Source organism: uncultured Winogradskyella sp. (genome assembly GCF_947495255.1).
Classification (GTDB): domain Bacteria; phylum Bacteroidota; class Bacteroidia; order Flavobacteriales; family Flavobacteriaceae; genus Winogradskyella.
Genome location: NZ_CANLYI010000003.1, coordinates 55219 through 81993, shown reverse-complemented (window position 1 = coordinate 81993; position 26775 = coordinate 55219). Strand labels below are relative to the sequence as shown.

Here is a 26775-nt window from a genome sequence, read left to right as displayed (position 1 = left end):
TAAGAGTTATTAAAAAAGAAAAATGGAAACGCCAGACAAAGAAATATTTAGAGATTCAATTGGTACCATTGATGAAGAAGGTAAACGTAAATGGGTATTTCCCAAAAAACCTTCTGGTCCATTATATGAAAAACGCAAAATAGTTAGCTATTTCTTATTAGCATTTTTACTAGCTGCACCTTTCATAAAAATAAATGGCAATCAATTTCTTTTATTTAATATTTTAGAAAGGCGTTTCAATATTTTTGGTTTTCCGTTTTGGCCACAAGATTTCTATCTATTTGTAATTTCAATGTTGATAGGTGTTGTTTTCATTACCTTGTTTACAGTAGGTTTTGGACGTGTTTTTTGTGGTTGGATTTGTCCTCAGACTATCTTTTTAGAAATGGTCTTTAGACGAATAGAATATTGGATAGATGGTGATCGTAACAAACAAATGCGTTTACAACGCCAAAAATGGGACGCAGATAAAATTAGAAAACGAGTACTAAAATGGTTTATATTTTTAGTGATTTCCTTTGTAATTGCTAATGTATTTTTAGCCTATTTAATTGGAGGAGATAAATTACTAAAATATATTACCGAAGGTCCATTTGAACACACAGGTACACTTATTCCGCTACTAATATTTACAGCTGTATTTTACTTTGTTTTTGCTTGGTTTAGAGAGCAAGTATGCATCATAGCATGTCCTTACGGCCGTTTACAAGGTGTTCTTTTAGATAATAAATCTATAGTTGTCGCATACGATTACAAACGTGGAGAAGCAGAAAACGGTAGAAAGAAATTCAGAAAAAATGAAGATCGAGAAGCTTTAGGAAATGGTGATTGTATTGATTGTAATCAATGTGTTAACGTTTGTCCTACTGGTATTGACATTAGAAATGGAACGCAATTAGAATGTGTTAATTGTACCGCTTGTATAGATGAATGCGACCATATTATGGAAAGCATAAATCTTCCCAAAGGTTTAATTCGTTTTGCTAGTGAAGATGAAATTGAGAAAAAAGAGCCTTTTAAAATAACGGCTCGTATGAAAGGTTACATATCTGTACTCACTATTTTAATAGGGATTTTAGCAGGTATGCTATTACTGAGAAGTGATGTTGAAGCAAGAATATTACGTTTACCAGGTCAATTATTTGAACATAAAGATAATGGTATAATTAGTAATGTTTACACTTTTAAATTAGTTAATAAAACATCTAAAGATATAGACGATTTAACCTTTAAGTTAAGAGGTTGGGATGGTTCAATAGACGTTGTATCTACTTCAGAGACTTTCAAAGTTGATGCTCAAGGCATAGCAGAAGGCACTTTATTTATTGAGCTTAAACAAAGTGATTTATCTGGCGATAAAAACGATGTAATGATTGACCTTTACAGTAACGGTGAATTAATTGAAACCACATCTGTAACGTTCTTAGGTCCTAGAAGTTTTAATTAGCGAGGCTTAAAGGGATATTAAGATTCTGAAAACATATTTTCAGAATTATAAAATTAAAACATGGAGATTCCCTTTTGGGAAGTTGAATTATGAAAATAAATTGGGGAACAGCAGTAGTAATAGCATTTGTATGTTTTATTTCATTTATAATGTACTTTGTTATAAGTATGAGTACGAATAAAAAGTATGACCATGATTTAGTAGTTGAAGACTATTATGGACAAGAACTAGAGTTTCAGCATGATATTGATAAAGAAGAACATTCAAAAACGCTAAGCACTAATATTACTTGGAAAAAAACCAAAGACGGTATTCAAATCACATTCCCAAAAAATTTAGATTATAAAAATATTGAAGGAAAAGTGTTCCTATACAGACCATCTAACAAGCAATTAGATTTTGAAACTCCAATTTCATTGTCTAACCATAATTTGCTCATACCTGACAAACGCTTGTTGGATGGTCGTTGGAACCTTAAAATAGACTGGAAATATAACACTAATTCTTATCTTTATAAAAAAGAAATCAATTATTAAATGTTAGTTTCGGCTCTCATATTAGGCTTATTAGGGAGTTTACACTGTGTTGGTATGTGTGGCCCAATTGCCTTTATGTTGCCAGTGGATCGCTACAATTCTTTTAAAAAAGTAAGCCAGATTGCGATCTATCACTTTGGTAGACTACTCGCATACAGCATTATCGGATTAGTTTTTGGCCTTCTTGGCAAAAGCTTCTACATTTTTGGCATACAACAACAACTCTCAATTGTAATTGGTGTTTTAATGATTGTAATTATTCTTTTACCTCATAAAACAATCGGAAAATACAACCTTTCAAAACCACTTTATAAATTTATATCTAAAATTAAATCATCTTTAGGTAAAGCACTAAAAAAGAAAACTGCAGATACATTTTTAACTATTGGTTTTCTTAATGGTTTTTTACCATGTGGCTTAGTTTATATGGCTGTATTTGGTGCTATTGCTACCGGTAGCTTAGTAGAAGGTAGTTTGTATATGATTCTATTTGGGTTAGGTACAATACCATTAATGACCACAGCTATCTACTTGGGTAAGTTTTTAAATAGTACTATAAAGCAACGTATCCAAAAAGCTATTCCGGCTTTTGTCGTTGTTATTGGATTACTATTTATTCTTAGAGGTTTGGGCTTAGGTATTCCTTATGTCTCTCCTGCTCCAATTATAGAAACAGCGACAAGCGCCATTGAATGCCACTAAATCATAAATAAATTCTTACATTCTGAAGTGATTATTGTTATATTAGCTTTATCAATAAATCAATCAAAATGAAAAAGACATTATTTCTATTAGCTTTAATTACCTCTATTTTAACTTCAACAGCACAACAAAACCAAGATGCTAGTGTCGAAAACTCGACTTCTGGTATCCAAACAGGTTTGTTAGGTATTTGGGCACATAGTGAATATAAACTTTCAAACTCAATTGCTCTTAGAGCTGAATTAGGGTTTGATGCTGGCGCTTTTGGTGATAATTTTAATGATGGTTCTTTTTTTATTTTAGTTCCTGTTATAACCCTAGAACCAAGATGGTATTACAACCTCAACAAAAGAGTTTCTAAGTCGAGACGAATAGACGGTAATAGCGGAAATTTTATCTCTATTAAAACAAGTTACCATCCAGATCTTATTATTGGTGACATCCCAAATAACACCAACTTTATAAGTGATCTTTCTATAGTTCCTACTTGGGGAATTCGCAGAAATATTGGTAAACATTTTAACTATGAAACTGGTATTGGATTAGGGTATATCCACTTTTTCAAAGAAAAAAACGTTTATATTAAATATAATAATAATATGCTCGCGTTAAATCTTCATTTAAGAATTGGATATAAATTCTAAAACCAAATAACGACTAAAACTAAAACGCCAAAGAACTAAACCTTTGGCGTTTTTAATGTGATGCTATATTATAAACACTAACTAAATTCTATAGCACCATCTAAAATTAAATTTTAAAGGTCATTACTGGTAAGGTAGAATGATTTGCAATATCCTCAGACACACTGCCTTCAAAGAAATGCGACAACCCTTTTCTACCATGTGTAGCTACAGCTATTAAATCTGCACCAATAACATTAGCAAAATTTAGGATTCCTTTTTCTATTGAATAATCTGAAACCACATTTACAGTATTTAAACTGTCTAAATTTCCATCTGCCTTTTTTAAGAAATCGGCCACTTTTTTGTCTATTTCAGAAGAACTTTTAAAGTTACCATCTGGAGAATTAACGTATACTAAATGCATCTTTGCACCAAGTTTATCTAAAGTTGTTTTTGCATTTAAATATGGATCAACAGCTTCTTCCGAAAAATCACATGCAAACACAACATTTTCAAAATCTAACAAAATTGGGTTATGCTTTATAACTAAAACAGGCACATCAGAATGTCTTACAACTTTTTCTGTATTAGAGCCTATTAAGACTTCTTTTAATCCACTAGCACCTTGTGAACCCATAATAATAAGACTTGCATTATGCTCAGTTGCGACATCATTAACCTCACTCCATACTTTAAAATGCTTAACAATTGGTGTTAACTTAATATTCTCTAAGTAAGGTTTATCTAAAAAACCTTCAAATTTTTGTTCTGCTAGTTTTAAGTAAAATACAGCTTCTTGACTCAAGGTATCACTAGCAGAAGATATAATGGCATTTGACAATTCAAGCATGTGTAATACAATAAGTTCAGAACCGAATTTCTGTGCTAAACTTGCTGCAGCTTCTAGTGCAAATTCTGAATGTTCCGAAAAATCTATTGGTACAATTATTTTTTCCATTATTATTTATTTTTAATTTGATGATGCTTTTTAATCCAAAAACACATTGCAATTTGTTAATCTTGGTGTTATTATTATCTTTTGCTAATATTTAAATTGTCATAGAAAACAACTTTGTTTCAGGCTTTTTTCGTTGTAACAAAACATCAAAAGCCATGCATATATTTCTAATAAAAGGTTTCCCTTTTTCTGCAACGGTTACTTGCTTCGTTTCAAATTTAAGTAAGCCATCTAATTCAAACTCTTTTAATTTAATAAGTACTTCTGGTAATTCTTCAAACAACAATTCGGTATTAGTCCAAGATGTTCTAAAATTACACATTAGATTAAGTATGTGCTTTCTAATAATTAAATCTTCGGCGTTTAAAATATGACCTTTAAATACCGGAATTATGCTCTCTTCAATTAAATGGTAATACTCTTCAATAGATTTTACATTTTGAGCAAAACCATACCAACTATCGCTTATAGAAGACACTCCTAAACCAATCATAGCTTGTGTTTTAGAGTCTGTATACCCCATAAAATTACGATGAAGTGTTTCGTTTTTAATGGCTTTGTATAACGAATCCGTTTTTAATGCAAAATGGTCCATCCCTATTTCTACATAACCTGCAGCTTCAAAATGTTTTTTACCAGTTTCGTACTGTTTACGTTTAGATTCTGCCGTTGGTAAATCATTATCATTAAAACCACGCTGACCATTTCCTTTTATCCAAGGCACATGAGCATAGCTATAAAAAGCAATACGATCTGGCATTAAAGCTTCGGTTTTATTAATAGTTTCTATTACATCAGCTTCGGTTTGAAATGGTAAACCAAAAATAATATCGTGCCCTACTGATGTATAACCAATTTTACGAGCCAAATCTGTAACACGTTTTACGTTTTCAAAAGGCTGAATTCTATGTATCGCAATCTGTACTTTAATATTATAATCTTGTACTCCAAAACTTACACGTCTAAAACCTAAATCAAACAAGGTTTGTAAATGTTCTTCTGTAGTATTATTAGGATGCCCTTCAAAACTAAACTCATAATCATCTGCTAAATCAGAAACTTTTAATAATTCTGAAATTAAATAATTAAGATGCTCTGGTGAGAAAAAAGTAGGTGTACCACCACCTAAATGCAATTCTTTAATTTTGGGTTTTTCACCTAAAAGCTTACAGTATAAATTCCACTCTTGTAATACCGCTTTTATATAAGGAGATTCTACCTCGTGTCGTTTAGTAATACGTTTATGGCAACCACAAAAAGTGCAGAGACTTTCGCAAAAGGGCAAATGAATATAAAGACTAATACCTTCTGAAGAATTACTTTCCTCAAACGAACGCTTTAAAGATGCCTTCCACTCTGCTAAAGAGAATGTATCTAAGTCCCAATATGGAACTGTTGGGTAACTCGTATAACGAGGACCTGCAACATTATACTTTTGAATTAATGTTTGACTCATACCTATTTTAAAGGAATCAAAATTAGTTGAAGACTAGGATTTAAAATATGATATTTATCATACGAGTTAAAATTAACAGCTTAAGAAGCACTTCTCACTTGCACAAACGCAGTTATATGATTAACTTTACTTAAATAAAAAAAACCATGAAAAGCACTAAATTTTTATCATTACTCTTTGTTGTTGCATTAGTTATTACTTCTTGTAAAGACGACAAAAAAGAAGCGACAACCGAAACAACCGAAACAGTTGAAAACACTGTTAAATACATTGTTAAACCAGAAGCAACTACTGTAAAGTGGACTGCTTATAAAACAACAGAAAAAGTACCAGTTGGTGGTGAGTTTGCGACTTTAAATTTTGATGAAAAAGAAGGCGCAACTGTAGAAGAAGCTTTACATAATCTAGAATTCTCAATTCCTGTGAGTAGTTTATTTACTAAAGATGACTCTAGAGATGCGAAGCTTAAAGCTTCATTTTTTGGATCTATGTTAGATACCGAATTTTTAAAAGGTAAAATTAAGTTTGCTGAGAACAAGCATTCTGCAAAAATTACAATGAATGGTGTTACTGCAGATTTACCGTTAGAAGTTACAATTATGGACGAAAGACGTGTAAGTATGAAAGGCACAATGAATCTTAAAGATTGGAATGCATTAGGCGCTCTAGAAGCCTTAAATAAAGTGTGTTTTGATTTGCATAAAGGTGCAGATGGCGTTAGTAAAACTTGGGAAGATGTCGCTATAGAAGTGAACACTTACTTACGTGAAAAATAATAGTTTTTAAAGTAAAAAACACTAATCTACTTGTGTCTATTTTATAAACTCAATAAGTATTAATTTTTGAAACCACCGAGCGTTGCTTGGTGGTTTTTTAATTTAAAATATACGTAGATCTACGTATATAAACGTCTACAATTTATACTTAACTTGAAAAGTATAAAACCAGTGATGTAAAAGAGATGATATCCTAAACATATTATACTTATAAATACGTGTTGATAATAACGGAAATCGTCGCTTAAATAAAAACTATGAATTCAATTTTTAGAAATAAAAAGAAAAATAATTCTGAATCGGAATTTCAAACTAATAAGAATTTCGATAAACTCACTGTCAATGCAGTTACTCACGATAATGGAGTTCCTAGAGCTCGAAAATATTCCTTGTCTTGCGAATTACACTTTACGCAATATTCAGGCTTCACTATTAAAAAATTAATTGAAACAAATTTTAATTACTTTACTTGGCTTCCAAGAAATATTCAAAACTTTGAATATGAAAAAACAGTATTAGACTATGCCAAAACCTGTTTAGAACAATTAGAAAAAATTGATAATTACTCTATAGGTTTAACGCAAACAAAATTAGGTAAAGCAGTTAACCAAGTCAATGCTATGATTAGTTACGAGCAGGCTTTAGATACTGACAAAAACAAATATACATTAGTCGCTAGAAAAAGCTTAGTCGATGTTGAGTACTATAAAAAAATTATAGATACACCAATTGAAAGACTTATAAGACAATCATTTAAAACAGATGTAAACGCATCTAAAAATCGACGAAAGTATTTTGAAGAGTTAAATAAAATTGAAATTAAGAAAGACTCCAATCAATAATGATTATTTAACTACCTCTAGCCTACTGCTTAAAATCTTTGCGATTTCTTATTAGATTATTATTTACTAAATTAGGTGTTATTAATTGTAGTGATACAGTAAAAAAGCACGGATAACGCCTTATAAAATTTAATATGAAACAATTACTTATTTTAGCCACAACCATACTATTTGCTCCTATCTATTCACCTCTATTTGCTCAACAAGACATTTTTATAGAAGATTATTTAGAACGTTTAGAAAATTCTCGAGACTATTTAATTCTCGTGGCTGAAATGATGCCTGAGGATAAATATAATTTTAAAGCGACGCCAGAATCGTTATCCTTTGCTGAAAACCTACTGCATATTGGTTTTGCTGTAGATTGGCACAGTCTGTCGCTTTTAGGAGGAAGAGAATCTAGAGATTGGAAAACAGATACCGTTTATAAAGTTGCTGAGAAATCTAAAAAACAAATGATTGCAACAATTAACCAAACTTTTGAAGAGGCAATTAAGCTTATTAAAGAATTTGACACTTCTCAATTAAATAACAAGTTAGACTATTTTGGATTGAAAAGATCTAAGAGGCAAATTTTCTTATTACTTACTGACCATATTACACACCACAGAGGACAAATGCTTGTATATTTAAGATTAAACGGACTTGTACCTCCTAGATATGTTTTGTATCAATAGATTGAACTGACTGACAACATTAAACTTATGAAAAACATATTTTACTCGCTTCTTTGTCTCTGCATTATTTCTTGTGAAAATAAAAATAATACAGATATTGCCTCAATTAGTCTATCAACTGACATTCCCACCAATGGATTAATAATAGACCAACAACTTCTTTCTAACATAAAGAAAAGCATAAATAAAGAACCAATTCAGTTAAATCGAGAAGTTTGGAATTACGATAAAGATGGCAATGAAGAAAATTATATTCTAGATAAAGGATTAGTTTTCAAATTTGTAAATCATGAAAAAGCACATGCAATTTTCAATACATATTCTGATAAAGTCATAGAAGGGAATAATTATATATTCCTTACAAATATGGACTTTGATGAATCTTACAATACATACTATGATATTGTAATTATTGATGGTTCTGACCCTTTTGAACTCATAAAACGTATTGGTACAAATGGTGTGAATTACGACAAATACAACAACGATATTGTTTTACAATTAAAAGAATGGCATACTGAAGTGGGTTTTAAATTTGTTGTAATTGACGTTGCTAGGATTCATGCTTATATGAATAAGCTTCCAAAAAATATAACACAATTTTCAACTGAAGTCTATGAGTTTTGTCCTGATGTTATTGACCAAGGTTATAGTTCTATGGATGAAATGATTAAGGACTATAAAGACACTAAGTATTTTTGGTTATGGTGGGATTAAAAAATTTGTCTACAAAATAAATTCGTGATTTATTAGCATAAAAAACTAACTTTGTATTCTTAATGTAGATGTTATGAATCCATCAGCAAGTGGCTGGATAAAAAAATTACTAGATGACGTTTCAGAAACCAAATATTCTGAAACAGATAACTACGAATTTTATGACCGTTTAAAACAAGCTGGATTTATTTACGGAAGTAACATTAAAGTCATCTTAGATATTGTTAAACCCTTTGATTTAACTGAAGAAGAGCGTTGCAAAATCAATCTGCTTCTTACTTTTTACTTCGTTTACGCTAAGAACAAAACCAATGAAAATTTTATAGATAGTTTAATTAGATATTACAAAGCTATTAGTAATCAAAAACGTTCATTTTTTGAAGAATTATTTGGAGACAAAACACCCGATAGTTTACTAGAAAAAATGATTCATAAACGTATTCACATTGATGATAATTTTATTACTAAAAACTTTAATTATTTTTTAATTAATGCACTTTTGTTTGTTGATGTTTTAGGATATCAACGTTTTTTAAAGGACGAAAGAGATATTAGAGATTATGTAAACAACCTAGAATCTGCTCTAGAAACTATTGTGTTCTCAGCAATTGATAACAAATCTGAAAAAACAGAATACGATGAAAATCTTGTTAAACTATTTGAAGGTTCTATAAGACATAAAAATTCTGAATTACCATCTTATAAAGCTGCTGTAGCATTTATTAATGACCCTTTTGAAAAGTTATATATTATCGATTTAGTATGTATGGCTTCTTGGACTGATAAAATCATTGATACTGAAGAACGTGAATTCTTAGTGCGTTTAAAAAATGATTTATCAATTGATAGTGATATCATAGCGCAGTCTGTAAATGACATTAATTTGTTTTATGATGAACATAAGGATGATGTCGCTTTTTTAAGTTCTAAAAATTTAGCACAAAGTTTTTACGATAATAGCAGTAAAGTTGTTTCTAAACTTATTACAAGAAACAGTAAACGACTAATTAAAGAATTATCTGAAAGTAAGGAAGCCATGTCACTTTTGGCGCAATCTACACAACGAAATCTAACAGATGATGAACAGAAAAAAATTCAAACCCAACTATTAGATATATTTAAGTCTATACCTAGTTTAGCTATTTTTATGCTTCCTGGAGGCATGTTACTTTTACCGCTCTTTATTAAATTTATTCCAAAATTACTACCTTCTGCTTTTGATGATAACAGAATTGAAGATAAAGAATAAGTTATCAATAAAGGAACCATGAACCTATGAAAAATATCTTTTTAATTTTCATTTTACTATTAATTATTGGTTGTTCTAATAAACAAAACCTAGAATCTGAACTAATAACAACATATTACAAAGGTTTTAAAACATCAAATTACCAACTCGTTAAAAACGTATTATCGGATAGTCTTACAACTGTTTATGGAGGTTACACTACTTATTTCACACAAGAGAGCTACTACAAACAATTTAAATGGGATTCTGTTTTTAAGCCTGAATATGAATTGATATCCATAGATTATATAGACGAGAAATATATTGCGACAGTTTCTATTAGTTGTTCAAAATTTAAATTCCTTAAGAATAATCCCTTGACTTGTAGTTATCAGTTCCTATTTCAATCAGGAAAAATATCTAAGATTGAAGAATTAGATTGTAGTAACGTAAACTGGAAAGTTTGGGCAAAAGAGGTAGATACTCTTGTTAATTGGATTAAGATTAACCATCCTGAATTAGATGGATTTGTTAATGATTTGAGTATGAAAGGTGCTCAAAATTATTTAAAAGCTATTGAATTGTATAAGAATCGTGAGATAAATTAATGAAGCCAATCTATTTTAAAAATTAAAATTTGTCCGATAATATTTTATTATTCTAACCAATTTTTAAAATCCTTTACACGCTCTCTAGCTACAATAATATCTTGCTCATTAAAACGGTTTAGTTTTATCTGAAGTCGAGAATTGGTGTAGCTCACCATATCTTTTATAGCATTTATATTCACATAGAATTTTCTACTAATTCTAAAGAACACATCAGGTTCTAACTCGTCTTCCAATTGATCTAAAGTAGAATCTAAGAGATAATTTCTACCTTCATTGGTAAAAGCATAAGTCCCTTTATTTTCACTATAAATACATTCTATATCTTCAATATTTATAAGTTTTAAATGCTGACCCACTTTTACTGAAAAACGCTTTTTGTATTCACGCTCTATAGGATTAACCAATAGATTCTTAATATCATTAAAATCTAAAGTGACCGATTGCTTTTGAGGAGCTCTTCCTTTATATTTTTCAAGAGCAGTTTTTAAATCGTCATCATCAATTGGTTTTAATAAATAATCAATACTATTAAGTTTAAAGGCTTGTAAGGCATATTCATCATAAGCGGTTGTAAATATTACTGCCGATTTTATCTCAATAGCTTCAAAAATTTCAAAAGACAAACCATCACTTAACTGAATATCTAAAAAAATCAAATCTGGATGTTCGTTATTCTGAAACCAATCTATAGATTCTTCAACAGAATGTAACATGGTTTCGGCTTCAAAATTTAGAGTTGCCAACATACGTTGCAAACGTCTTGCTGATGGTTTTTCGTCTTCTATAATTATTACGTTCATTACTAATACTTTTTGTTAGACTTTGTTTTAAATCAAAAAAATGAAAGGCATTATTCCCACATGGTGGTTTCTTCTTCTTTCTCTTCTTTTAAAAACTGTTCTACCTTTCTATCTTCCCAACTCTTCTTAAAAAAGAGTTGTCCTTTAAAAACACTCCATCCATGTACAATAATTACTATAGACCATAATACTATAGTTGTAATATTTACACCAGTAATTATGTTTGTATAAGGTCCTGACATGATATAAAAATTGTACGCAATTAGTGCAATCCCTATAAAATATAAGATTAAGTGCAAATAAAAATTTCTAATTCGTTTTGCTTTATTTTGGGCTCTATAAAAAGATTCTTTCTCGTCTTTATTTAATGTCATCATTTTAAAATTATTGAATTAATTACTCCCAACGTTCGCGTTCTTTCTCCATAAACTCGTCAATTTTTTTGCTCTCCCAATCTTCTCCAAAGAAAAAATTTGGTCCAAAAACTCCCAAGAAATGAAATACTAATCCTATTCCCCAAAATGTTGCAGTCGCATAAGGACCAAAGCCTGAAAAACCTGCGTTAACGCCTATGAGAATAATTAAAAATAAATTTACAATAACATACACAGCCAAATGCCAGTAAAAACCAACAATAGCATCAACTTTTTTCTTCGCTCTTAAATACGCCTCTTCCTTTTTAAAATCTCTTGAATCCTTATGCTCATCATAAGGTTCTATATTATATTTTTCCATCGCTAAATGATTTAATTTTTATCTTTACCTAATTCTTTATTCATATACTTTTCTATTTTTCGCTCTTCCCAATCGTCACCCAAAAATAAAGGAAGACCAAATACTGAAAAGGCATGTATAGCAAGCGCTATTCCCCAAACAACCCATGTTGCTAATGTCGAGAAATCGTATAGAGCTTCTTCAAACGTTTCGCCATTATTTAAATTGTTCATCACTTTTACAGCTGTAATAACTGTATTTATTACAATGTAAACTACTAAGTGCGTGTAAAATCGCTTTAGTTTTTCAACTTTATTCTTAGCTTTTATATATTCTAAATTAGTGTCTTGTGTATCCATTATTTTTAAATTTTAATTCCAACGTTTAGTATCATCTTCCTTACGCATATATTCTTCTATTTTGCGTTTTTCCCATCCTGCACCAAAGGCGCCATCATCTACAAATACCCTATAAGCTTGAACCACCAAACTTATTCCCCAACCAAACATTGGAAACCAAAACCATTGTATAGTGTACCTAGAATAGGTGTACCAAATGAATATTAAAAAAGGGATAACAAATACGTAAGATATTAAACTATAATAAAATCCTTTTAATTCTTCTACGCGTTTACGAGCTCTTACATAATCGTCGTTAAGACGTTCTTTTGATTGTTGTGTTGTTCTCATGATTGATACTTGTTTTGTGAGCATCGGTATTGCTACTGCAAAATCTTTTGCTCTTTGATTGATGATAACTTTTCTATCTGATAATAGACTGTAACGTTGTTTTATATTTTCTAAACCTACACCACTACTCTTTTTAACAATTTGTTTTAATTGAAGATTATTCATCACCACCAAGTGACCTTTGTCTTCATATATTTTAATATGCAACGGCTTGCTAGACGTTACCATATTGTGCTTTACTGCATTTTCTAAAAGTAGCTGAAGTGATAAGGGTACAACTCTACTTTCTGGGTTAGACGCTTTATCTGGTATTTCAAAAATTATACTATCCTCAAAACGCGTTTTTAAAAGCGACATATAGGTTCTGGCAAAATTCAACTCTTCATCTACAGTAACTAACTCTTTACTTTTTTGCTCTAAAACATAGCGATATACTTTAGATAATGAGGTGGTGAATTTTTGCGCTGCAGTTGGGTTTTCTTCTATTAAACTCGTTAGTACATTTAAACTATTGAATAAAAAATGAGGATCTAACTGGTTTTTTAAAGCATCAAACTTTGCACTTGCAGCACCAGCAATAACCTTTTGCTCTTTAATCTTATTTTTTTGATAACGATTGTAGAAATATATAACATGAAAGACAGTAACAACAGACAGTGTTATCCACAAACCAAAAGAATAGCCTTGCCAAGATTCATTATTTAAAAATGTTTCAAAATCTAAACTATAAATCACAATTGAAGTAAAAGCTCTTAATAAGAACAGACCACTTAAAGTTATAATTGTACTCCCAATTATTCCGTAAACAATACGTTTTACTGTGTCTCCAGTTTTCCATTGACGCTTTTCCATATAATCAAAAAACGCCATATTAGAATATCCTAATACAAATGCATAGAGTTGATAAAACCCAAAGTCAATTAAAAAATCATTAACAGATTTAAAATCAAAACCTCCAAAGAACAGATGTCCAATTACAAATACAGCACTTCCGATTGCAATAGTTAATATGATTTTTTTTAATGACTTATTCATATGTTCTAATTTATTATGCCTTACACTCTTTTGCTACAAATTCTGCACGCTCTTTTCCCCAATTAGGATGAAACTCACTCTCTGGTTTAAAGGTATCAAAAAGTTTTACTGATGTTTCTATATCCTCACAAAATGGTGCTGTATCTTTTCCAAAGTATTTTGCACTATTTAAGTTCCAATCTGCTTTACAAAACGTTGCTCTTGGATTTTCTGGTTCTAACTCTAAAGCCTTACTGTATAATTCTGAAATCTTACCACCATATTTCATACCATAAGTCATTCCATCAAAAACAACCCAATTAGTTAAAATTTGTGCTTGCATTACTATTAATTCCGCATTATCTTCACTAATAGTCATTGCTAAATCTAAATGCTCTTGAGCCTTATCTAGCTGTGCTTTTAAAATGGTTTCATCTTTCTCATTCCAGCTTTTTAAACTGTTGATTTGTGCAATGTAATAACTCGGCAACCATTCTTTTGGTTCTGCCTTTGCTATACGTTCAAACATATTTTCAGCGTCATCAGTGTTTCCGTTTTTCCAAATTTCAAAGGCTTTAGTCATTCCTTTTTCAAAATTTGTTTGTGCCTGTGTAAATCCTGTAACAACAAGTAAAGCGATGATTATTATACTTTTACTCATGGTATATTTATTTTTCTTTTGACATTGGTGAATCTTCGATTTCATTTCGTTATATTTTTAAAATTATAGAGATATAGTTATTGATTTATTTTTAGTTAATTGAAATTTAGCATCTTCCCATTTTGGCGGTCCCATAAAACCAGTTGCTCCATTAGAACAGCCATAATCTTCTTTAGGAATACCAAAAAAGTTAGTGTCTATTTTACCATTATCATTTTCATCATGAAAAAGAGACACTGCATAAACGCCTTCTGGAATATCTTTAAATAAAACCGTACAAGATTTATTTGCTATACCACTTATTTCACCTTTATAAGATTTTTCTAAAAAACCAGATTCAGTATTATAGAGTGCAACAAACATTTTTCCGTCGTTACTATTAGCATGCTCAACTTTTACAGTAATGGTAAACTTACCTTGTGCTTCTGCCTGAAAACTTAAAAAGCTAATCAGTATTATAACTATAATTTTTACGAGTAAATTCATGGTTAATAGTTTTGTTTGATACAAATATCGAACACAAGTCCATGTTTCTAAAACTGAACTTACCGAAATGTATTTTTTATATGATGAATTGTAGAATATAAGAAAATGCAGAAGACAAAACCCATTTCTGATTAGAATACTAACTGAGTATTGAATTTATTTGTTAGATTTAACAATAGTTAAACTATCTATAATTGAATAATAAAAAATAACTAATGGCTGAGAAATTAAAAATTGTAAAGATCATTCATCTGGCTATTTGTGCTGGTGTTATATTTGCTTATATCCTATTGAGTGACCTAAGCGTTTTAGCCGATTTAAAATTTCCTGTTATAGATGGATCCTCTTATATTTATCTTATGATTCCTGTGATTGCAATATTGGCTGGCAACTATTTATACAAGTCTCAAATTAAAAAAGTAGATTCAAACTTAAAGTTAGAGGACAAAATACCTTTTTATCAAATTGCTACAATTATGCGTTTAGCGCTTCTTGAAGGAGCTGCATTTCTTATATTATTTGTAAAACCAGATTTTATAGTATTTGGGATGCTAATAATACTTTATATTATTTCTATTAGACCAACTGAGAATCAATTTAGAAAAGATTTTGAAAACCATAGATTATAATGATTGAAGAATTGTTAGCAACTGTAAAACGGATAAAAACAAATCAAATAGAAACAAAAAAAGACCATCTTCACAGATGATCTTTTTTAATATTATATAATGTTTTAACTTAAAACATTTCTCTTCCAGCAAAATGGAAAGCACTTTCAATAGCTGCATTATCATCACTGTCACTTCCGTGAGCTGCATTTTCGCTAATTGAATCTGCAAACATGTTACGGATAGTTCCTTCAGCTGCATCAGCAGGATTAGTAGCACCAATTAAAGTTCTAAAATCTTCAACAGCGTTATCTTTTTCTAAAACTGCTGCAACTATTGGTCCACGAGTCATATATTCTACTAACTCTCCAAAAAATGGACGTTCGTTGTGTATTGCGTAAAATTCCTCAGCATCTGCTTTAGTCATTTGCGTTAACTTCATCGCTACGATTCTAAATCCTGAAGCTGTAATCTTTTCTAATATTGCGCCAATGTGTCCTTTTTCAACAGCATCAGGCTTTAACATTGTAAATGTTCTGTTAGTTGCCATGTTATTTTTTTTAATGAGGTGCAAAAGTAATGTATTTCTTTAATTAACCAAGAGTGACATTCAATAAATAAATAGCAGTCATTTTCACAGCTTTTAAGCCCATTTAAAAAAAGCAATTAGACTTTAAAGCACTCATAACCAATCTTATTTTAGTTTACTTATTCAAAATAAATTCGTCTATAATTCTAAATAAATCATTTCGAGCAAGGTGACGTTATTGATATTAAATAAAATCATTTTCATGTTGAAGCATGTTAATCATTCTAACTTAAAAAAAGATCTACAAATTGACTAGAAAACCATTATAAAAATGAATGACAGATTATGTTATAGTCTTAATTTCATATTAAAAGTATTCTTCAAAATATCTGAAAAACGTATCTTCGCCACTTATGATTAAAACACAGATTCCAGAAATAAAAACGCTTTTAAGTACACCAAAGCACATTCTAATAGTTCCACATAGAAATCCAGATGGTGACGCAATGGGCTCTACACTTGGTTTGTATCATTATTTAAAATTATACAATCATGAGGTTACTGTTATTGCACCAAATGATTATCCAGATTTTTTAAAGTGGTTACCTGGTGACGACACGGTTTTAAAATTTGAAACCCAACAAGAAGAAAGTAATGTGCTTATTGAAAAAGCAGATTTAATTTTTACCTTAGATTTTAATGCATTCCATAGAGCTGGTCATCAAATGGCAGAAGTTTTAGAGCAATCTAAAGCCACTAAATTAATGATAGACCATCATCAGCAACCAGACGATTATGCAAAATATATGTACTCTGATGTCACCATGTCTTCTACATGTGAAATGGTTTATAATTTCATTGAAATGCTTGGTGATAAAGAAAAGGTTAATGCTACAATAGCAACGTGTTTATATGTCGGTATTATGACAGATACTGGTTCTTTTAGATTTCCGGCAACAACGGCAAGAACGCATCAAGTTATTGGAAATTTAATTGAAAAAGGTGCTGAAAATTCTCAAATACACAATAATATATACGATACTAATAGTTACAGTCGTTTACAATTATTGGGTAGAGCAATGCAGAATTTAAAAGTGATTCCGGAATTAAGAACGGCTTACATTACCTTATCTCAGGCAGAGTTAGATGAATTTAACTTTAAAAAAGGGGATACCGAAGGTTTTGTTAATTATGCGTTATCCTTAAAAGGAATTATTTTTGCTGCCATGTTTACCGAAAGCAAACAAGATCAAATCATTAAAATCTCATTACGTAGTAAAGGTGAGTTTTCTGTTAATGAATTATCTAGAGCTCATTTTCATGGAGGAGGTCACACAAATGCTGCAGGTGGACGTAGTGATGACGACATGGAAAGTACTATAAATAATTTTATTAGTATATTACCACAGTATAAAAACGAATTGTCCCTAACCCAAAACGGACATTAATATAATTAATGTGAAACGAGCATGATCAAAATTAAATCACTTAAGAAAAGGATTATTAGCGAACAGCATGTGACATATTAAAAAATATAAACATAAACTCATGAAAAACCTACTCATTTTATTCGCCATTTCTCTGGTATGCTTCAACTGCAAATCGCCCGAAGCAAGACTACCAGAATCAGTTCAATCTGGTTCATTTTTAAAAGCTTCAGCCGAACGAAATAAAAAGTTGAACGAACTAGAGCACAAACAAATTCAAGATGTAATAAATAGTAATCCTGGAAGAAACTATATCGCTTCAAAAAGTGGTTTTTGGTATTCTTATAACACACAAATTGAAAATGAAACTGCACAACCACAATTTGGAGACGTTGTAGATTTCACTTTTGATGTTTCTACTATTGAAGGTGATGAAATTTACGCAGATACCAATAAAACCTATGTAATGGACAAGGAAGAATTGTTCACAGGTTTGCGCGAAGGCTTAAAACTTTTAAAACCAACCGAATCGGCAACATTTATATTTCCATCCCAAAAAGCTTTTGGATATTATGGAGACGAACATAAAATAGGAACAAATGTTCCTTTAATTTGCGAAGTAACCTTAAACACAATAATTAAAACAAATGATTAAAAAAACGCTTACTACAATCGTTGCAGTATTATTATTAACTGTAAATTTTTCTTGTCAAGTTCAATATCCTAATTTAGAAGATGGACTTTATGCAGAGTTTGTAACCAACAAAGGCACAATGGTAGCCAAATTATATACAGACAAAGCACCTGTAACTGTTGCTAACTTTGTAGCATTAGCAGAAGGAAACCATCCTTTAGCTAAAGATGAATACAAAGGAAAACCGTATTATGATGGCACAACTTTTCATAGAGTTATAGATGGTTTTATGATTCAAGGTGGAGACCCAACAGCAACAGGAATGGGAGATCCTGGATACAAATTTGATGACGAATTTTATCCTGGTTTAAAACATGATAAACCTGGGATTTTATCTATGGCAAATGGTGGACCAAATGGTAATGGAAGTCAATTCTTTATTATGGAAAGACCTGACCCAAGATTAGATAATAAACATGCTGTTTTTGGAGAATTAGTAGAAGGTTTAGATGTACAAGATTCTATATCTAACGTTAAAGTAATTGATCCAAGAGCTAGAAATCACAAACCTGTTGAAGATGTTGTAATCACTAAGCTTAACATTATAAGAAAAGGTGCTGATGCTAAAGCATTTGATGCTGCAAAGGTATTTACTGAAGAGTTACCTAAAATTAAAGAGAGACAAGCTAAGATTAAGGAAGAAGCTAAAAAGGAAGCTGAAGAATTAGCTAAACAAGCACAGATTGCTTTCTTAAAAAAGAACGAAGATTTAAAAGGAAGAAAAATAGAATCACCAACTGGTATGGCTATGATTTTTACACATGAAAGTAATGGTGTAACTCCAGAAGCTACAGACCGTGTAAATATTGAATGTGCTGGTTATCTAGAAAATGGCGAATTGTTTTGGACTACTTGGAAAGATGTTGCTGAGAAGAATGGTAAATATGACGAACGTACTGACCAAGCAGGTCGTTACAAGTCTTTTGACATGCCATACAATAAAACAGCAGGTTTAATTGCTGGTTTTAGAGAAGCAATGCTCAACATGAAAATTGGAGATAAAGCAAGAGTATTTATACCTTACTATTTAGGTTATGGAGAAAGAGGAAATCCTCCTGTTATTCCACCAAGTGCTAACTTAGTATTTGATATTGAATTAGCAAGTATTAAAAAATAGTTTTATACTCTACTATAAATAAAAAAAGCAGCTGACACTATGTTAATAGTACAGCTACTTTTTTATTTTATATTGTAGTAAAATACCTGTCAAGTTTTGGAAACCTGACAGGTATTTTGTTATTAATTTTATTCCTGTGAGGTCTTTAAGACCTGCAAGGAACAAAATTAAGCTTTAGGGATATTTTTCAAAATCTCTAATACAAATTCCCAATACTTCTGAGCCGAAGAAATTTGAGCGCGTTCATCTGGTGAGTGCGCACCTTTAATATTTGGGCCAAAACTAATCATATCCATATCAGGATAATTAGTTCCTAGAATTCCACATTCTAAACCTGCGTGGCAAGCCGCAACATGAGGTTTCTCTCCATTATTTAATCGCTCGTAAATAGGCACCATTAATTTTAAGATGTCAGAATCCATATTTGGAGCCCAACCAGGATAATCACCAGAAAGCTCTACTTCACAACCTGTTAACTCAAATGTAGCGCGTAATGTATTTGCTAAATCTTCTTTTGTACTTTCTACAGAGCTACGTGTTAAACAACCTATTTTTATATGGCCATCTTTTACAATAACCCTAGCGATATTATTTGATGTTTCAACTAAACCTTCAATATCTGGACTCATACGATAAACACCATTATGAGCTGCATATAAAGCTCTAGTTAAACCTTCTTGCACACCTAAATCCATAATTTTCTCTGGAGTCTCAATTTCAGAAATAACAATCTCTAAATCTGGTTCCATGGTTTTAAATTCAAGCTTAAGCATATCAGCGAAATCTTTCATTTCAGCTTCAAAAGCATCTTTATGTACAGCATCAATAGCCACTGTTGCATTACTTTCTCTAGGTATAGCATTACGTAAACTTCCACCATCAATTTCAGAAATACGCAATCCAAAGTTTTCAAAACCATCAAATAATAAACGGTTCATTAGTTTATTGGCATTACCTAAACCTTCATGAATTTGCATTCCAGAATGTCCACCTTGTAAACCTTTTACTGTAATTTTATAACCAATTTTAAATTCTGGTGTTTCTTCCTCAGTATAATCACGTGTAGCAGTCACATCAATTCCACCAGCACAACCTACACCAATTTCATCATCTTCTTCTGTATCTAAATTCAAAAGGATTTCTCCATGTAACAAACCACCTTTTAAACCTTGTGCTCCTGTCATACCTGTCTCTTCATCAATAGTGAATAAAGCCTCTAAAGCAGGATGTGCAATAGTATCACTTTCTAAAACAGCCATAATTGTAGCCACACCTAATCCATTATCTGCACCAAGCGTTGTTCCTTTTGCCTTAACCCAATCACCTTCAATATACATTTCTATACCTTGTGTATCAAAATCAAAAACGGTATCGTTATTTTTTTGGTGCACCATATCTAAATGACTTTGCATCACAATAGGTTTTCTATCTTCCATACCTTTTGTTGCTGGCTTGCGGATAATCACATTACCAACTTCATCTTCTATGGTATCTAAACCTAAGTTATTTCCGAAATCTTTCATGAATTGAATCACGCGCTCTTCCTTTTTAGAAGGTCGTGGTACAGCATTTAAATCTGCGAATTTATTCCAAAGTTGTTTTGGTTCTAAGTCTCTTATTTCTGAACTCATATGTCTCTAATTTATTGAATTACAAATTTACGAAATATGAAGCAGTCTTCTTTGTGATTATGCAGATGTTTCAGAATCTTAAAAATTAGATTATCTCATAGCTTAATTCCTATTTGTTATAGATTGAATTTTGTAGTGAATTTCTTAAATTTTAAATTACTTATGTATATTTAGATGTTGTGTTTAATTTAACTGAATGGATAAAAAAAAACAAATTAGACTGATTTTAGTTGCGATTTTTTGGATTGTAATATATTTTATTACGAAAATTCAGAAATTTGAATCCGTTAAAAACCCTTATTTTATGGCTACAATTTATGCCGTATTTATTGGGCATATATTCTACGAGGGAATTTATAAAAAGAAAAAAATAGAACACAAAAAAAATGAAATAAAAGCCAATCATTTAGCGGAATTAAAAAACAAAAAAAGTGACTTAACACCAAAAATCAATAATGAAGATTTACCAACTGAATTAATTGAATTTATTCCAATTTTCAAAAAATGGGGAATTGACAATAAAATCCTAAAAAAAGACCTTTATGAAAATGCAAAACACAGCGAATTGTTTGAACTGAAATCTATTGAAAACAAAAGAGATATAATTGAAAAATGGATTAAAAACAGTTCTTATGACAATCCAAATATTTCTAAAGCACTGAATTTGACTCTTGAGTCATATGACGAATTAGGGTTATGGACTTGGGAAACAAAAAACTAATTAAAATACTGGGTATAATTAATTGCTCGATTAATTCCGACTTCCTGGCATTCCTGAGGATTTTTTATTCAATTATTATTCCTTAGATTATGGGATTAAGCATGCACTAACAAAACAACAAACATTACCTACAATTTGAATGAAACTAATTCACAAATCAAAATATAAGAATATCGTAATTACACTCTTAATTTCTGCATTTTGTATTCTTACCGTTTTTTTTGTAATGTATAATATCATTAACTTAAACAAAAGTCTGAGCAGAATTGTAAGTCTATCAATCGGAATAATAACTTTTATTCTTATCGGTAGAAAAATAATCGTCCGACATTTAATAGGTGATAATTTTAATGTTACAGTAGAATATCTTTTACGCCCTAATTTTAAACATCACTATTCCAAAACCGATATTAAAAATATTTTTTTCAAAACAATTGATTATGCTAGATATGGCAGATGTGAAAAAGGAATAATTCTATTTAAAAATCAGAAAAACTATCATAAGGATTATTTTACTCTTGGTTCCGAATATGTGACTAATTGGTTTTGGTCAAATTTTAAATATCCGAATCAATTAAAAAAATAACGTAGGTAATACCATGTATAATCAATTGCTGATCTAAAGCCTACTCAAGAAAATCTTCGCGGAATATTCTATCTGTAATTTAATTACTAAATTAGTTGCTTTAACGCGGAGCAAATTACTTACAAGCACATTGATTCTTTACGAACCACATACAAACTCTAAAAAAAATGAATAAAGTAAGAAGTATAGGTTTAATAATATTAGTAATTGGAGTTGTTCTTCAATTTACCTTAGAAAATGATTTAACCGATTTTATTTCTGGCTTATTTATTGGTTGTGGATTTGGACTACTTATTGTTGGTAAAATAAACAAACCTGCTATTTAAGCGATATGCATAAAAACAAAAAACTAATCCTTGTAATTTTCTTCGGAATTCAGTTACTATTATTATCTCAATTGAAGCATTACCCGGAGTTTGTAGAGCAATTTTACAGTAACGGACTTTATGTTTTTATTTCAAAATTAATGCGCTATGCTTTTGGATGGCTACCATTTTCTGCTGGTGACATCTTCTACACATTAGCCGGAATCTATTTAATAAGGTGGTTAATTGTAAATAGAAAACGCATTGTAAAAGATACTAAAAATTGGCTTTTAGATATTGGAGCAACCTTATCTATTGCTTATTTTTCTTTTCATATTCTTTGGGCTTTTAATTATTATAGACAACCACTTTATAAATCCTTAGACATTAAAGCAGATTATACAACCGAGCAATTGATTTATTTTACCGAACGATTAATTAAAAAATCAAATGCCTTACAATTTCAACTTACTAAAAACGATACTGTAAAGGTAGTTTCACCTCATACCAAATCAGAGATTTTTAATAAAGTAAAAGATGGTTACCAAAAACTCTCTGAAGTTTATCCGCATTTGGAGTATCATCCTAAAAGCATTAAAAAATCGATTTATAGTTTGCCATTAACCTACATGGGATTTTCTGGTTATCTAAATCCGTTTACTAACGAGGCTCAGGTTAATGGCTTAATATCAACATACAAATTCCCAACAACCTCTTGTCATGAAGCTGCTCACCAATTAGGCTACGCAGCAGAAAATGAAGCTAACTTTATAGGTAGCTTGGCTGCTATTCACAATGAAGATATTTATTTTAAATATTCAGGCTATACATTCGCATTACGTTATTGTTTGGCTGAAGTTTATAAAAGAGACTTTGAACGTTATAAGTCTATACTTCCTACTATTAACAAAGGCATCTTAAAAAACTATAAAGAAACTCAAGATTTCTGGCAATCTTACGAGAATCCTATCGAACCACTTTTTGAAGCCACCTTCGATAATTTTCTAAAAGCAAATAACCAATCTGCTGGTATGAAAAGTTATAGTTATGTTGTTGCGCTTTTGGTTAATTATTATGAAGGCAAAAGCCTTTAATATATCCTAAATGTCTAGTTGAGCGCAATCGAAACTTAACTGTACGACTACCCTTAAAACGTTAAAATATTTAAATCTATTTAGGTTCAATCAATAATTCCTATCTTTAGGAAGTTAATCCAACCAACCACTCTTATGATAAAATATTATTTACGACTGCTCGTACTGATGTGCAGTTTTTCGTTATTTGCACAAGACTACTTTCCGAGTAATTCTGGTGTCATTGCAAATAATACCAATTACACTGCATTTACAAATGCAAAGATTCATGTATCGCCAACCGAAGTCATAGACAATGCCACACTTCTTATAAAAGATGGCAAAGTTGTAAGTGTTGGTCAATCGGTAACCATTCCGAAGAATACCACAACAATTGACCTTTCTGGTAAAACAATTTATCCTTCTTTCATTGATTTGTATACCTCTTTTGGTGTAGAAAAACCAAAAAGACAAAGAGGTGATGCACAATATGGTCCTAGTAGAAGCGGATTTTATTGGAATGACCACATTATGCCAGAACAAGATGTGATGACCAGTTTTAAGTATGATAAAAAATCAGCTTCAGAATTACTCAATCTAGGCTTTGGTGTTGTAAACACGCATTTCCCTGATGGTGTGGTACGCGGAACTGGTGCTTTAATTGCTTTAAACAATAATGCTGACAATGCCATGCGAATTGTAGATGGTAAAACATCTCAACATTTTTCGTTTAGTAAAAGTGCAAAATCTAACCAATCTTACCCATCGTCTATTATGGGAAGTATGGCTTTATTGCGACAAATGTATAATGATGCTAAATGGTATGAAGCAGGGAACATAGACACTAAAGATTTATCCTTAGAAGCCTTAAATAAAAACAAGAGTTTACTTCAGATTTTTGAAGCTGGCAGCAGACTGAATCTTTTACGTGCTGATAAAGTTGGTGATGCTTTTAATATTCAATATACTATTCTTGGAGGTGGTGATGAATATGAACGTATCAATGAAATAAAAGCAACAAATGCCACAGTAATTTTGCCATTAGATTTTCAATTAGCTTATGATGTTGACGACCCATTTTTAGCGAGTACATTATCTTTAAGTGATATGCGCTCATGGAATCAAGAACCTCACAATCCTAGATTATTGGCAGAAAACGGAATTAACTTCACCTTTACAACACATGGTTTAAAATCTAAAAAATCATTCTCATCAAACTTAATGAAAGCCATAGAAATGGGACTTTCTAAACAAAAAGCTTTAGAAGCTTTAACCACAGTTCCGGCTTCATTATTAGGTAAATCAGATGTTTTAGGTACTTTAAAAGCAGGAAGCTATGCTAACTTTTTAATTACAGATGGTGATATTTTTGAAAAGAAAACCAAACTCTACGAAAATTGGGTTCAAGGCACTGCAAATGTGGTATCAGATATGACTAAAAATGATATTGATGGTGATTACAAGTTTCAACTTAATGGAACAGATTATGAACTTTCAGTTTCTGGTAGTACAAGCAAACCAAATGCTACAATTAAAAGTAACGACAATAGCTTAGGTACTAAAATGAGTTATAAAGATGATTGGGTTAACCTAACTTTTAAAACTGCAGATAGCACTAAAAAAGAGTTTGTAAGAGTGGTAGCTAATGCTGCTAACAATAATTCGTTAAACGGAAAAGCAATTTTACCAAACGGAAATGAATTACTGTTTAATGCCATTAAATTGAAACAAAAAGATGCAGATAAAAAGGGTACTAAAAAAATGCATGGAGACATAGAAGATGAACCTTTTATGAGTCCTATCACCTACCCTAACTTAGCTTATGGTTTTACGGAAAAACCAAAATCTGAAGTGCTACTATTTAAAAACGCAACCGTTTGGACCAATGAAAAGGAAGGCATTTTAGAAAACACAGATGTTTTAATTAAAGATGGAAAGATTGCTAAAATCGGAAAAAACCTTTCAAATAAAAACGCGAAAGTGATTGATGCTACTGGTAAACATATTACAGCTGGTATAATTGATGAGCATTCGCATATTGCAGCTTCATCTATTAATGAAGGTGGACAGAATTCCTCGGCAGAAGTCACTATTGAAGATGTCTTAGATGATGAATCTATTGATATCTACAGAAATTTAGCAGGTGGCGTAACATCGATTCAAATTTTACATGGTTCAGCAAATCCTATTGGTGGACGCTCTGCCATCATTAAATTAAAATGGGGCGAATCTGCTGAAAATTTAATTTATGATAACTCACCAAAATTTATAAAATTCGCTTTAGGTGAAAACGTAAAACAATCTAGAGTGCGAAGAAATTCTCGTTTCCCGCAATCTAGAATGGGAGTTGAACAAGTTTTTATTGATTATTTCACAAGAGCGAAAGCATACGATGAACTTAAAAAAAGCGGCAAACCCTACCGAAAGGATATTGAAATGGAAACGCTTGCCGAAATTTTAAACAGCGAGCGTTTTATTTCTTGTCATTCTTATGTGCAAAGTGAAATTAATATGCTGATGAAAGTTGCAGAACAATTCGACTTTAAAATAAACACTTTTACGCACATACTTGAAGGTTATAAAGTGGCTGACAAAATGAAAGCACATGGTGTTGGCGGTTCTACTTTTAGTGATTGGTGGGCTTACAAATACGAAGTAAATGATGCTATACCTTATAATGCAGCAATTATGCATAATGCAGGTGTTACTGTCGCCATAAATTCTGATGATGCCGAAATGTCTAGACGACTCAACCAAGAAGCTGCTAAATCTGTGAAATATGGTAGTATTAGTGAAGAAGACGCTTGGAAATTTGTGACGTTGAATCCGGCAAAACTATTGCATTTAGATAAACGCGTCGGAAGTCTTAAAGTTGGTAAAGATGCAGATGTTGTTTTATGGTCTGACCATCCGATGTCCATTTATGCAAAAGCTGAAAAAACCATTATTGAAGGTGTCACTTATTTTGACCTAGAAAAAGACAAGCAAATGCGTGAAGCAATCAAAAAAGAAAAAAGCGAACTTATTAATTTAATGCTTCAGGATAAAAACAAAGGTTTAAAAACGCAACCTGTTAAGAAGAAAGAAGATAAATTATTGCATTGCGACTCAATGGATAATGAACATACTGCACACTAAAACAAT

General features: G+C 31.1%; 29 protein-coding genes. 18 read left to right on the top strand and 11 right to left on the bottom strand.

Going from position 1 to position 26775, the window contains the following annotated elements; all coding sequences use genetic code 11:
- The first annotated feature begins 22 nt into the window (after nt 1-22).
- The 4 genes from ccoG (at nt 23) to Q0807_RS05155 (ending at nt 3329) form a co-directional block, all read left to right on the top strand.
- Nucleotides 23-1447, top strand: coding sequence for a cytochrome c oxidase accessory protein CcoG (gene ccoG, locus Q0807_RS05170; RefSeq protein WP_299107169.1), 1425 nt, complete (start codon nt 23-25; stop codon nt 1445-1447).
- Nucleotides 1448-1536: 89 nt separating this feature from the next.
- Nucleotides 1537-1983: a FixH family protein gene (locus Q0807_RS05165; protein ID WP_299107167.1), complete on the top strand. Its 447-nt coding sequence runs from the start codon at nt 1537-1539 to the stop codon at nt 1981-1983.
- Nucleotides 1984-2685 carry a sulfite exporter TauE/SafE family protein gene (locus tag Q0807_RS05160; protein WP_299107165.1) on the top strand — a complete coding sequence of 234 codons (702 nt, stop codon included), beginning with the start codon at nt 1984-1986 and terminating at the stop codon, nt 2683-2685.
- Nucleotides 2686-2753: 68 nt separating this feature from the next.
- Nucleotides 2754-3329, top strand: coding sequence for a hypothetical protein (locus Q0807_RS05155; protein ID WP_299107163.1), 576 nt, complete (start codon nt 2754-2756; stop codon nt 3327-3329).
- 106 nt (nt 3330-3435) lie between these two features.
- Here Q0807_RS05155 and Q0807_RS05150 read toward each other — a convergent pair whose 3' ends face one another.
- Together Q0807_RS05150 and hemN are read right to left on the bottom strand one after the other, a co-directional pair.
- The gene (locus Q0807_RS05150; protein WP_299107161.1) at nt 3436-4269 is read right to left on the bottom strand and encodes a universal stress protein; all 834 of its coding nucleotides are present in this window, start codon (nt 4267-4269) and stop codon (nt 3436-3438) included.
- A gap of 91 nt (nt 4270-4360) precedes the next feature.
- Complete coding sequence (gene hemN / locus Q0807_RS05145) at nt 4361-5725, bottom strand: oxygen-independent coproporphyrinogen III oxidase (protein ID WP_299107159.1); 1365 nt, start codon at nt 5723-5725, stop codon at nt 4361-4363.
- A 146-nt stretch (nt 5726-5871) separates the two neighbouring features.
- On the opposite strand from hemN, the gene Q0807_RS05140 reads away from it, so the two are divergent.
- The 6 genes from Q0807_RS05140 (at nt 5872) to Q0807_RS05115 (ending at nt 10573) form a co-directional block, all read left to right on the top strand.
- Nucleotides 5872-6501, top strand: a complete 630-nt coding sequence (locus Q0807_RS05140; RefSeq protein WP_299107156.1) for a YceI family protein — start codon at nt 5872-5874, stop codon at nt 6499-6501.
- Nucleotides 6502-6758: 257 nt separating this feature from the next.
- Nucleotides 6759-7343, top strand: coding sequence for a hypothetical protein (locus tag Q0807_RS05135; RefSeq protein ID WP_299107154.1), 585 nt, complete (start codon nt 6759-6761; stop codon nt 7341-7343).
- 134 nt (nt 7344-7477) lie between these two features.
- On the top strand, nt 7478-8020 hold the full coding sequence (locus Q0807_RS05130; protein WP_299107152.1) for a DinB family protein: 543 nt from the start codon (nt 7478-7480) through the stop codon (nt 8018-8020).
- 27 nt (nt 8021-8047) lie between these two features.
- Nucleotides 8048-8737: a DUF4253 domain-containing protein gene (locus Q0807_RS05125; protein ID WP_299107150.1), complete on the top strand. Its 690-nt coding sequence runs from the start codon at nt 8048-8050 to the stop codon at nt 8735-8737.
- Between the two features lie 73 nt (nt 8738-8810).
- Complete coding sequence (locus Q0807_RS05120; RefSeq protein ID WP_299107148.1) at nt 8811-9986, top strand: LETM1-related biofilm-associated protein; 1176 nt, start codon at nt 8811-8813, stop codon at nt 9984-9986.
- A gap of 26 nt (nt 9987-10012) precedes the next feature.
- Nucleotides 10013-10573, top strand: coding sequence for a hypothetical protein (locus Q0807_RS05115; RefSeq protein ID WP_299107145.1), 561 nt, complete (start codon nt 10013-10015; stop codon nt 10571-10573).
- A 47-nt stretch (nt 10574-10620) separates the two neighbouring features.
- On the opposite strand, the gene Q0807_RS05110 is transcribed toward Q0807_RS05115, so the two are convergent.
- The 7 genes from Q0807_RS05110 to Q0807_RS05080 form a co-directional block, all read right to left on the bottom strand.
- Nucleotides 10621-11376 (bottom strand): LytTR family DNA-binding domain-containing protein, encoded by a 756-nt coding sequence (locus tag Q0807_RS05110; RefSeq protein WP_299107143.1) that lies wholly within the window; start codon nt 11374-11376, stop codon nt 10621-10623.
- Between the two features lie 50 nt (nt 11377-11426).
- Entirely contained in the window at nt 11427-11753 is a 327-nt protein-coding gene (locus Q0807_RS05105) for a 2TM domain-containing protein (RefSeq protein WP_299107141.1), read from the bottom strand.
- Nucleotides 11754-11772: 19 nt separating this feature from the next.
- Nucleotides 11773-12111, bottom strand: coding sequence for a 2TM domain-containing protein (locus Q0807_RS05100; RefSeq protein ID WP_299107139.1), 339 nt, complete (start codon nt 12109-12111; stop codon nt 11773-11775).
- 11 nt (nt 12112-12122) lie between these two features.
- A complete protein-coding gene (locus Q0807_RS05095) occupies nt 12123-12449 on the bottom strand; it encodes a 2TM domain-containing protein (RefSeq protein ID WP_299107136.1) in 327 nt (108 codons plus the stop codon).
- A 12-nt stretch (nt 12450-12461) separates the two neighbouring features.
- A complete protein-coding gene (locus Q0807_RS05090; RefSeq protein WP_299107134.1) occupies nt 12462-13814 on the bottom strand; it encodes a histidine kinase in 1353 nt (450 codons plus the stop codon).
- Nucleotides 13815-13827: 13 nt separating this feature from the next.
- A complete protein-coding gene (locus Q0807_RS05085; RefSeq protein WP_299107132.1) occupies nt 13828-14454 on the bottom strand; it encodes a M48 family metallopeptidase in 627 nt (208 codons plus the stop codon).
- A gap of 63 nt (nt 14455-14517) precedes the next feature.
- Nucleotides 14518-14940: a DUF2141 domain-containing protein gene (locus tag Q0807_RS05080; RefSeq protein ID WP_299107129.1), complete on the bottom strand. Its 423-nt coding sequence runs from the start codon at nt 14938-14940 to the stop codon at nt 14518-14520.
- A 215-nt stretch (nt 14941-15155) separates the two neighbouring features.
- Between Q0807_RS05080 and Q0807_RS05075 the strand changes: the two genes are divergently transcribed.
- Complete coding sequence (locus Q0807_RS05075) at nt 15156-15569, top strand: MFS transporter (RefSeq protein ID WP_299107127.1); 414 nt, start codon at nt 15156-15158, stop codon at nt 15567-15569.
- A 109-nt stretch (nt 15570-15678) separates the two neighbouring features.
- On the opposite strand, the gene Q0807_RS05070 is transcribed toward Q0807_RS05075, so the two are convergent.
- Nucleotides 15679-16098 carry a nucleoside-diphosphate kinase gene (locus Q0807_RS05070; protein ID WP_299107124.1) on the bottom strand — a complete coding sequence of 140 codons (420 nt, stop codon included), beginning with the start codon at nt 16096-16098 and terminating at the stop codon, nt 15679-15681.
- 392 nt (nt 16099-16490) lie between these two features.
- Between Q0807_RS05070 and Q0807_RS05065 the strand changes: the two genes are divergently transcribed.
- The 3 genes from Q0807_RS05065 (at nt 16491) to Q0807_RS05055 (ending at nt 19315) form a co-directional block, all read left to right on the top strand.
- Complete coding sequence (locus Q0807_RS05065) at nt 16491-17525, top strand: bifunctional oligoribonuclease/PAP phosphatase NrnA (RefSeq protein WP_299107121.1); 1035 nt, start codon at nt 16491-16493, stop codon at nt 17523-17525.
- 100 nt (nt 17526-17625) lie between these two features.
- Nucleotides 17626-18159 (top strand): gliding motility-associated peptidyl-prolyl isomerase GldI, encoded by a 534-nt coding sequence (gene gldI, locus Q0807_RS05060; RefSeq protein ID WP_299107119.1) that lies wholly within the window; start codon nt 17626-17628, stop codon nt 18157-18159.
- The gene (locus Q0807_RS05055; protein WP_299107116.1) at nt 18152-19315 is read left to right on the top strand and encodes a peptidylprolyl isomerase; all 1164 of its coding nucleotides are present in this window, start codon (nt 18152-18154) and stop codon (nt 19313-19315) included. Before gldI ends, Q0807_RS05055 begins: the two co-directional genes overlap by 8 nt.
- A 167-nt stretch (nt 19316-19482) precedes the next feature.
- On the opposite strand, the gene Q0807_RS05050 is transcribed toward Q0807_RS05055, so the two are convergent.
- On the bottom strand, nt 19483-20946 hold the full coding sequence (locus Q0807_RS05050; RefSeq protein WP_299107113.1) for an aminoacyl-histidine dipeptidase: 1464 nt from the start codon (nt 20944-20946) through the stop codon (nt 19483-19485).
- Between the two features lie 196 nt (nt 20947-21142).
- Between Q0807_RS05050 and Q0807_RS05045 the strand changes: the two genes are divergently transcribed.
- From Q0807_RS05045 to Q0807_RS05030, 4 genes are all read left to right on the top strand, one after another.
- Nucleotides 21143-21667 carry a hypothetical protein gene (locus tag Q0807_RS05045; protein WP_299107111.1) on the top strand — a complete coding sequence of 175 codons (525 nt, stop codon included), beginning with the start codon at nt 21143-21145 and terminating at the stop codon, nt 21665-21667.
- A gap of 753 nt (nt 21668-22420) precedes the next feature.
- Nucleotides 22421-22579 (top strand): hypothetical protein, encoded by a 159-nt coding sequence (locus Q0807_RS05040; protein ID WP_299107109.1) that lies wholly within the window; start codon nt 22421-22423, stop codon nt 22577-22579.
- Nucleotides 22580-22584: 5 nt separating this feature from the next.
- On the top strand, nt 22585-23652 hold the full coding sequence (locus Q0807_RS05035; protein WP_299107106.1) for a DUF3810 domain-containing protein: 1068 nt from the start codon (nt 22585-22587) through the stop codon (nt 23650-23652).
- Between the two features lie 135 nt (nt 23653-23787).
- Nucleotides 23788-26769 (top strand): amidohydrolase family protein, encoded by a 2982-nt coding sequence (locus tag Q0807_RS05030; protein ID WP_299107104.1) that lies wholly within the window; start codon nt 23788-23790, stop codon nt 26767-26769.
- Nucleotides 26770-26775 lie beyond the last annotated feature (6 nt).

Coding starts and splice junctions, on each gene's coding strand:
- ccoG (WP_299107169.1), top strand. CDS start 23: ATGGAAACGCCAGACAAAGAAATATTTAGAGATTCAATTGGTACCATT.
- Q0807_RS05165 (WP_299107167.1), top strand. CDS start 1,537: ATGAAAATAAATTGGGGAACAGCAGTAGTAATAGCATTTGTATGTTTT.
- Q0807_RS05160 (WP_299107165.1), top strand. CDS start 1,984: ATGTTAGTTTCGGCTCTCATATTAGGCTTATTAGGGAGTTTACACTGT.
- Q0807_RS05155 (WP_299107163.1), top strand. CDS start 2,754: ATGAAAAAGACATTATTTCTATTAGCTTTAATTACCTCTATTTTAACT.
- Q0807_RS05150 (WP_299107161.1), bottom strand. CDS start 4,269: ATGGAAAAAATAATTGTACCAATAGATTTTTCGGAACATTCAGAATTT.
- hemN (WP_299107159.1), bottom strand. CDS start 5,725: ATGAGTCAAACATTAATTCAAAAGTATAATGTTGCAGGTCCTCGTTAT.
- Q0807_RS05140 (WP_299107156.1), top strand. CDS start 5,872: ATGAAAAGCACTAAATTTTTATCATTACTCTTTGTTGTTGCATTAGTT.
- Q0807_RS05135 (WP_299107154.1), top strand. CDS start 6,759: ATGAATTCAATTTTTAGAAATAAAAAGAAAAATAATTCTGAATCGGAA.
- Q0807_RS05130 (WP_299107152.1), top strand. CDS start 7,478: ATGAAACAATTACTTATTTTAGCCACAACCATACTATTTGCTCCTATC.
- Q0807_RS05125 (WP_299107150.1), top strand. CDS start 8,048: ATGAAAAACATATTTTACTCGCTTCTTTGTCTCTGCATTATTTCTTGT.
- Q0807_RS05120 (WP_299107148.1), top strand. CDS start 8,811: ATGAATCCATCAGCAAGTGGCTGGATAAAAAAATTACTAGATGACGTT.
- Q0807_RS05115 (WP_299107145.1), top strand. CDS start 10,013: ATGAAAAATATCTTTTTAATTTTCATTTTACTATTAATTATTGGTTGT.
- Q0807_RS05110 (WP_299107143.1), bottom strand. CDS start 11,376: ATGAACGTAATAATTATAGAAGACGAAAAACCATCAGCAAGACGTTTG.
- Q0807_RS05105 (WP_299107141.1), bottom strand. CDS start 11,753: ATGATGACATTAAATAAAGACGAGAAAGAATCTTTTTATAGAGCCCAA.
- Q0807_RS05100 (WP_299107139.1), bottom strand. CDS start 12,111: ATGGAAAAATATAATATAGAACCTTATGATGAGCATAAGGATTCAAGA.
- Q0807_RS05095 (WP_299107136.1), bottom strand. CDS start 12,449: ATGGATACACAAGACACTAATTTAGAATATATAAAAGCTAAGAATAAA.
- Q0807_RS05090 (WP_299107134.1), bottom strand. CDS start 13,814: ATGAATAAGTCATTAAAAAAAATCATATTAACTATTGCAATCGGAAGT.
- Q0807_RS05085 (WP_299107132.1), bottom strand. CDS start 14,454: ATGAGTAAAAGTATAATAATCATCGCTTTACTTGTTGTTACAGGATTT.
- Q0807_RS05080 (WP_299107129.1), bottom strand. CDS start 14,940: ATGAATTTACTCGTAAAAATTATAGTTATAATACTGATTAGCTTTTTA.
- Q0807_RS05075 (WP_299107127.1), top strand. CDS start 15,156: ATGGCTGAGAAATTAAAAATTGTAAAGATCATTCATCTGGCTATTTGT.
- Q0807_RS05070 (WP_299107124.1), bottom strand. CDS start 16,098: ATGGCAACTAACAGAACATTTACAATGTTAAAGCCTGATGCTGTTGAA.
- Q0807_RS05065 (WP_299107121.1), top strand. CDS start 16,491: ATGATTAAAACACAGATTCCAGAAATAAAAACGCTTTTAAGTACACCA.
- gldI (WP_299107119.1), top strand. CDS start 17,626: ATGAAAAACCTACTCATTTTATTCGCCATTTCTCTGGTATGCTTCAAC.
- Q0807_RS05055 (WP_299107116.1), top strand. CDS start 18,152: ATGATTAAAAAAACGCTTACTACAATCGTTGCAGTATTATTATTAACT.
- Q0807_RS05050 (WP_299107113.1), bottom strand. CDS start 20,946: ATGAGTTCAGAAATAAGAGACTTAGAACCAAAACAACTTTGGAATAAA.
- Q0807_RS05045 (WP_299107111.1), top strand. CDS start 21,143: ATGGATAAAAAAAAACAAATTAGACTGATTTTAGTTGCGATTTTTTGG.
- Q0807_RS05040 (WP_299107109.1), top strand. CDS start 22,421: ATGAATAAAGTAAGAAGTATAGGTTTAATAATATTAGTAATTGGAGTT.
- Q0807_RS05035 (WP_299107106.1), top strand. CDS start 22,585: ATGCATAAAAACAAAAAACTAATCCTTGTAATTTTCTTCGGAATTCAG.
- Q0807_RS05030 (WP_299107104.1), top strand. CDS start 23,788: ATGATAAAATATTATTTACGACTGCTCGTACTGATGTGCAGTTTTTCG.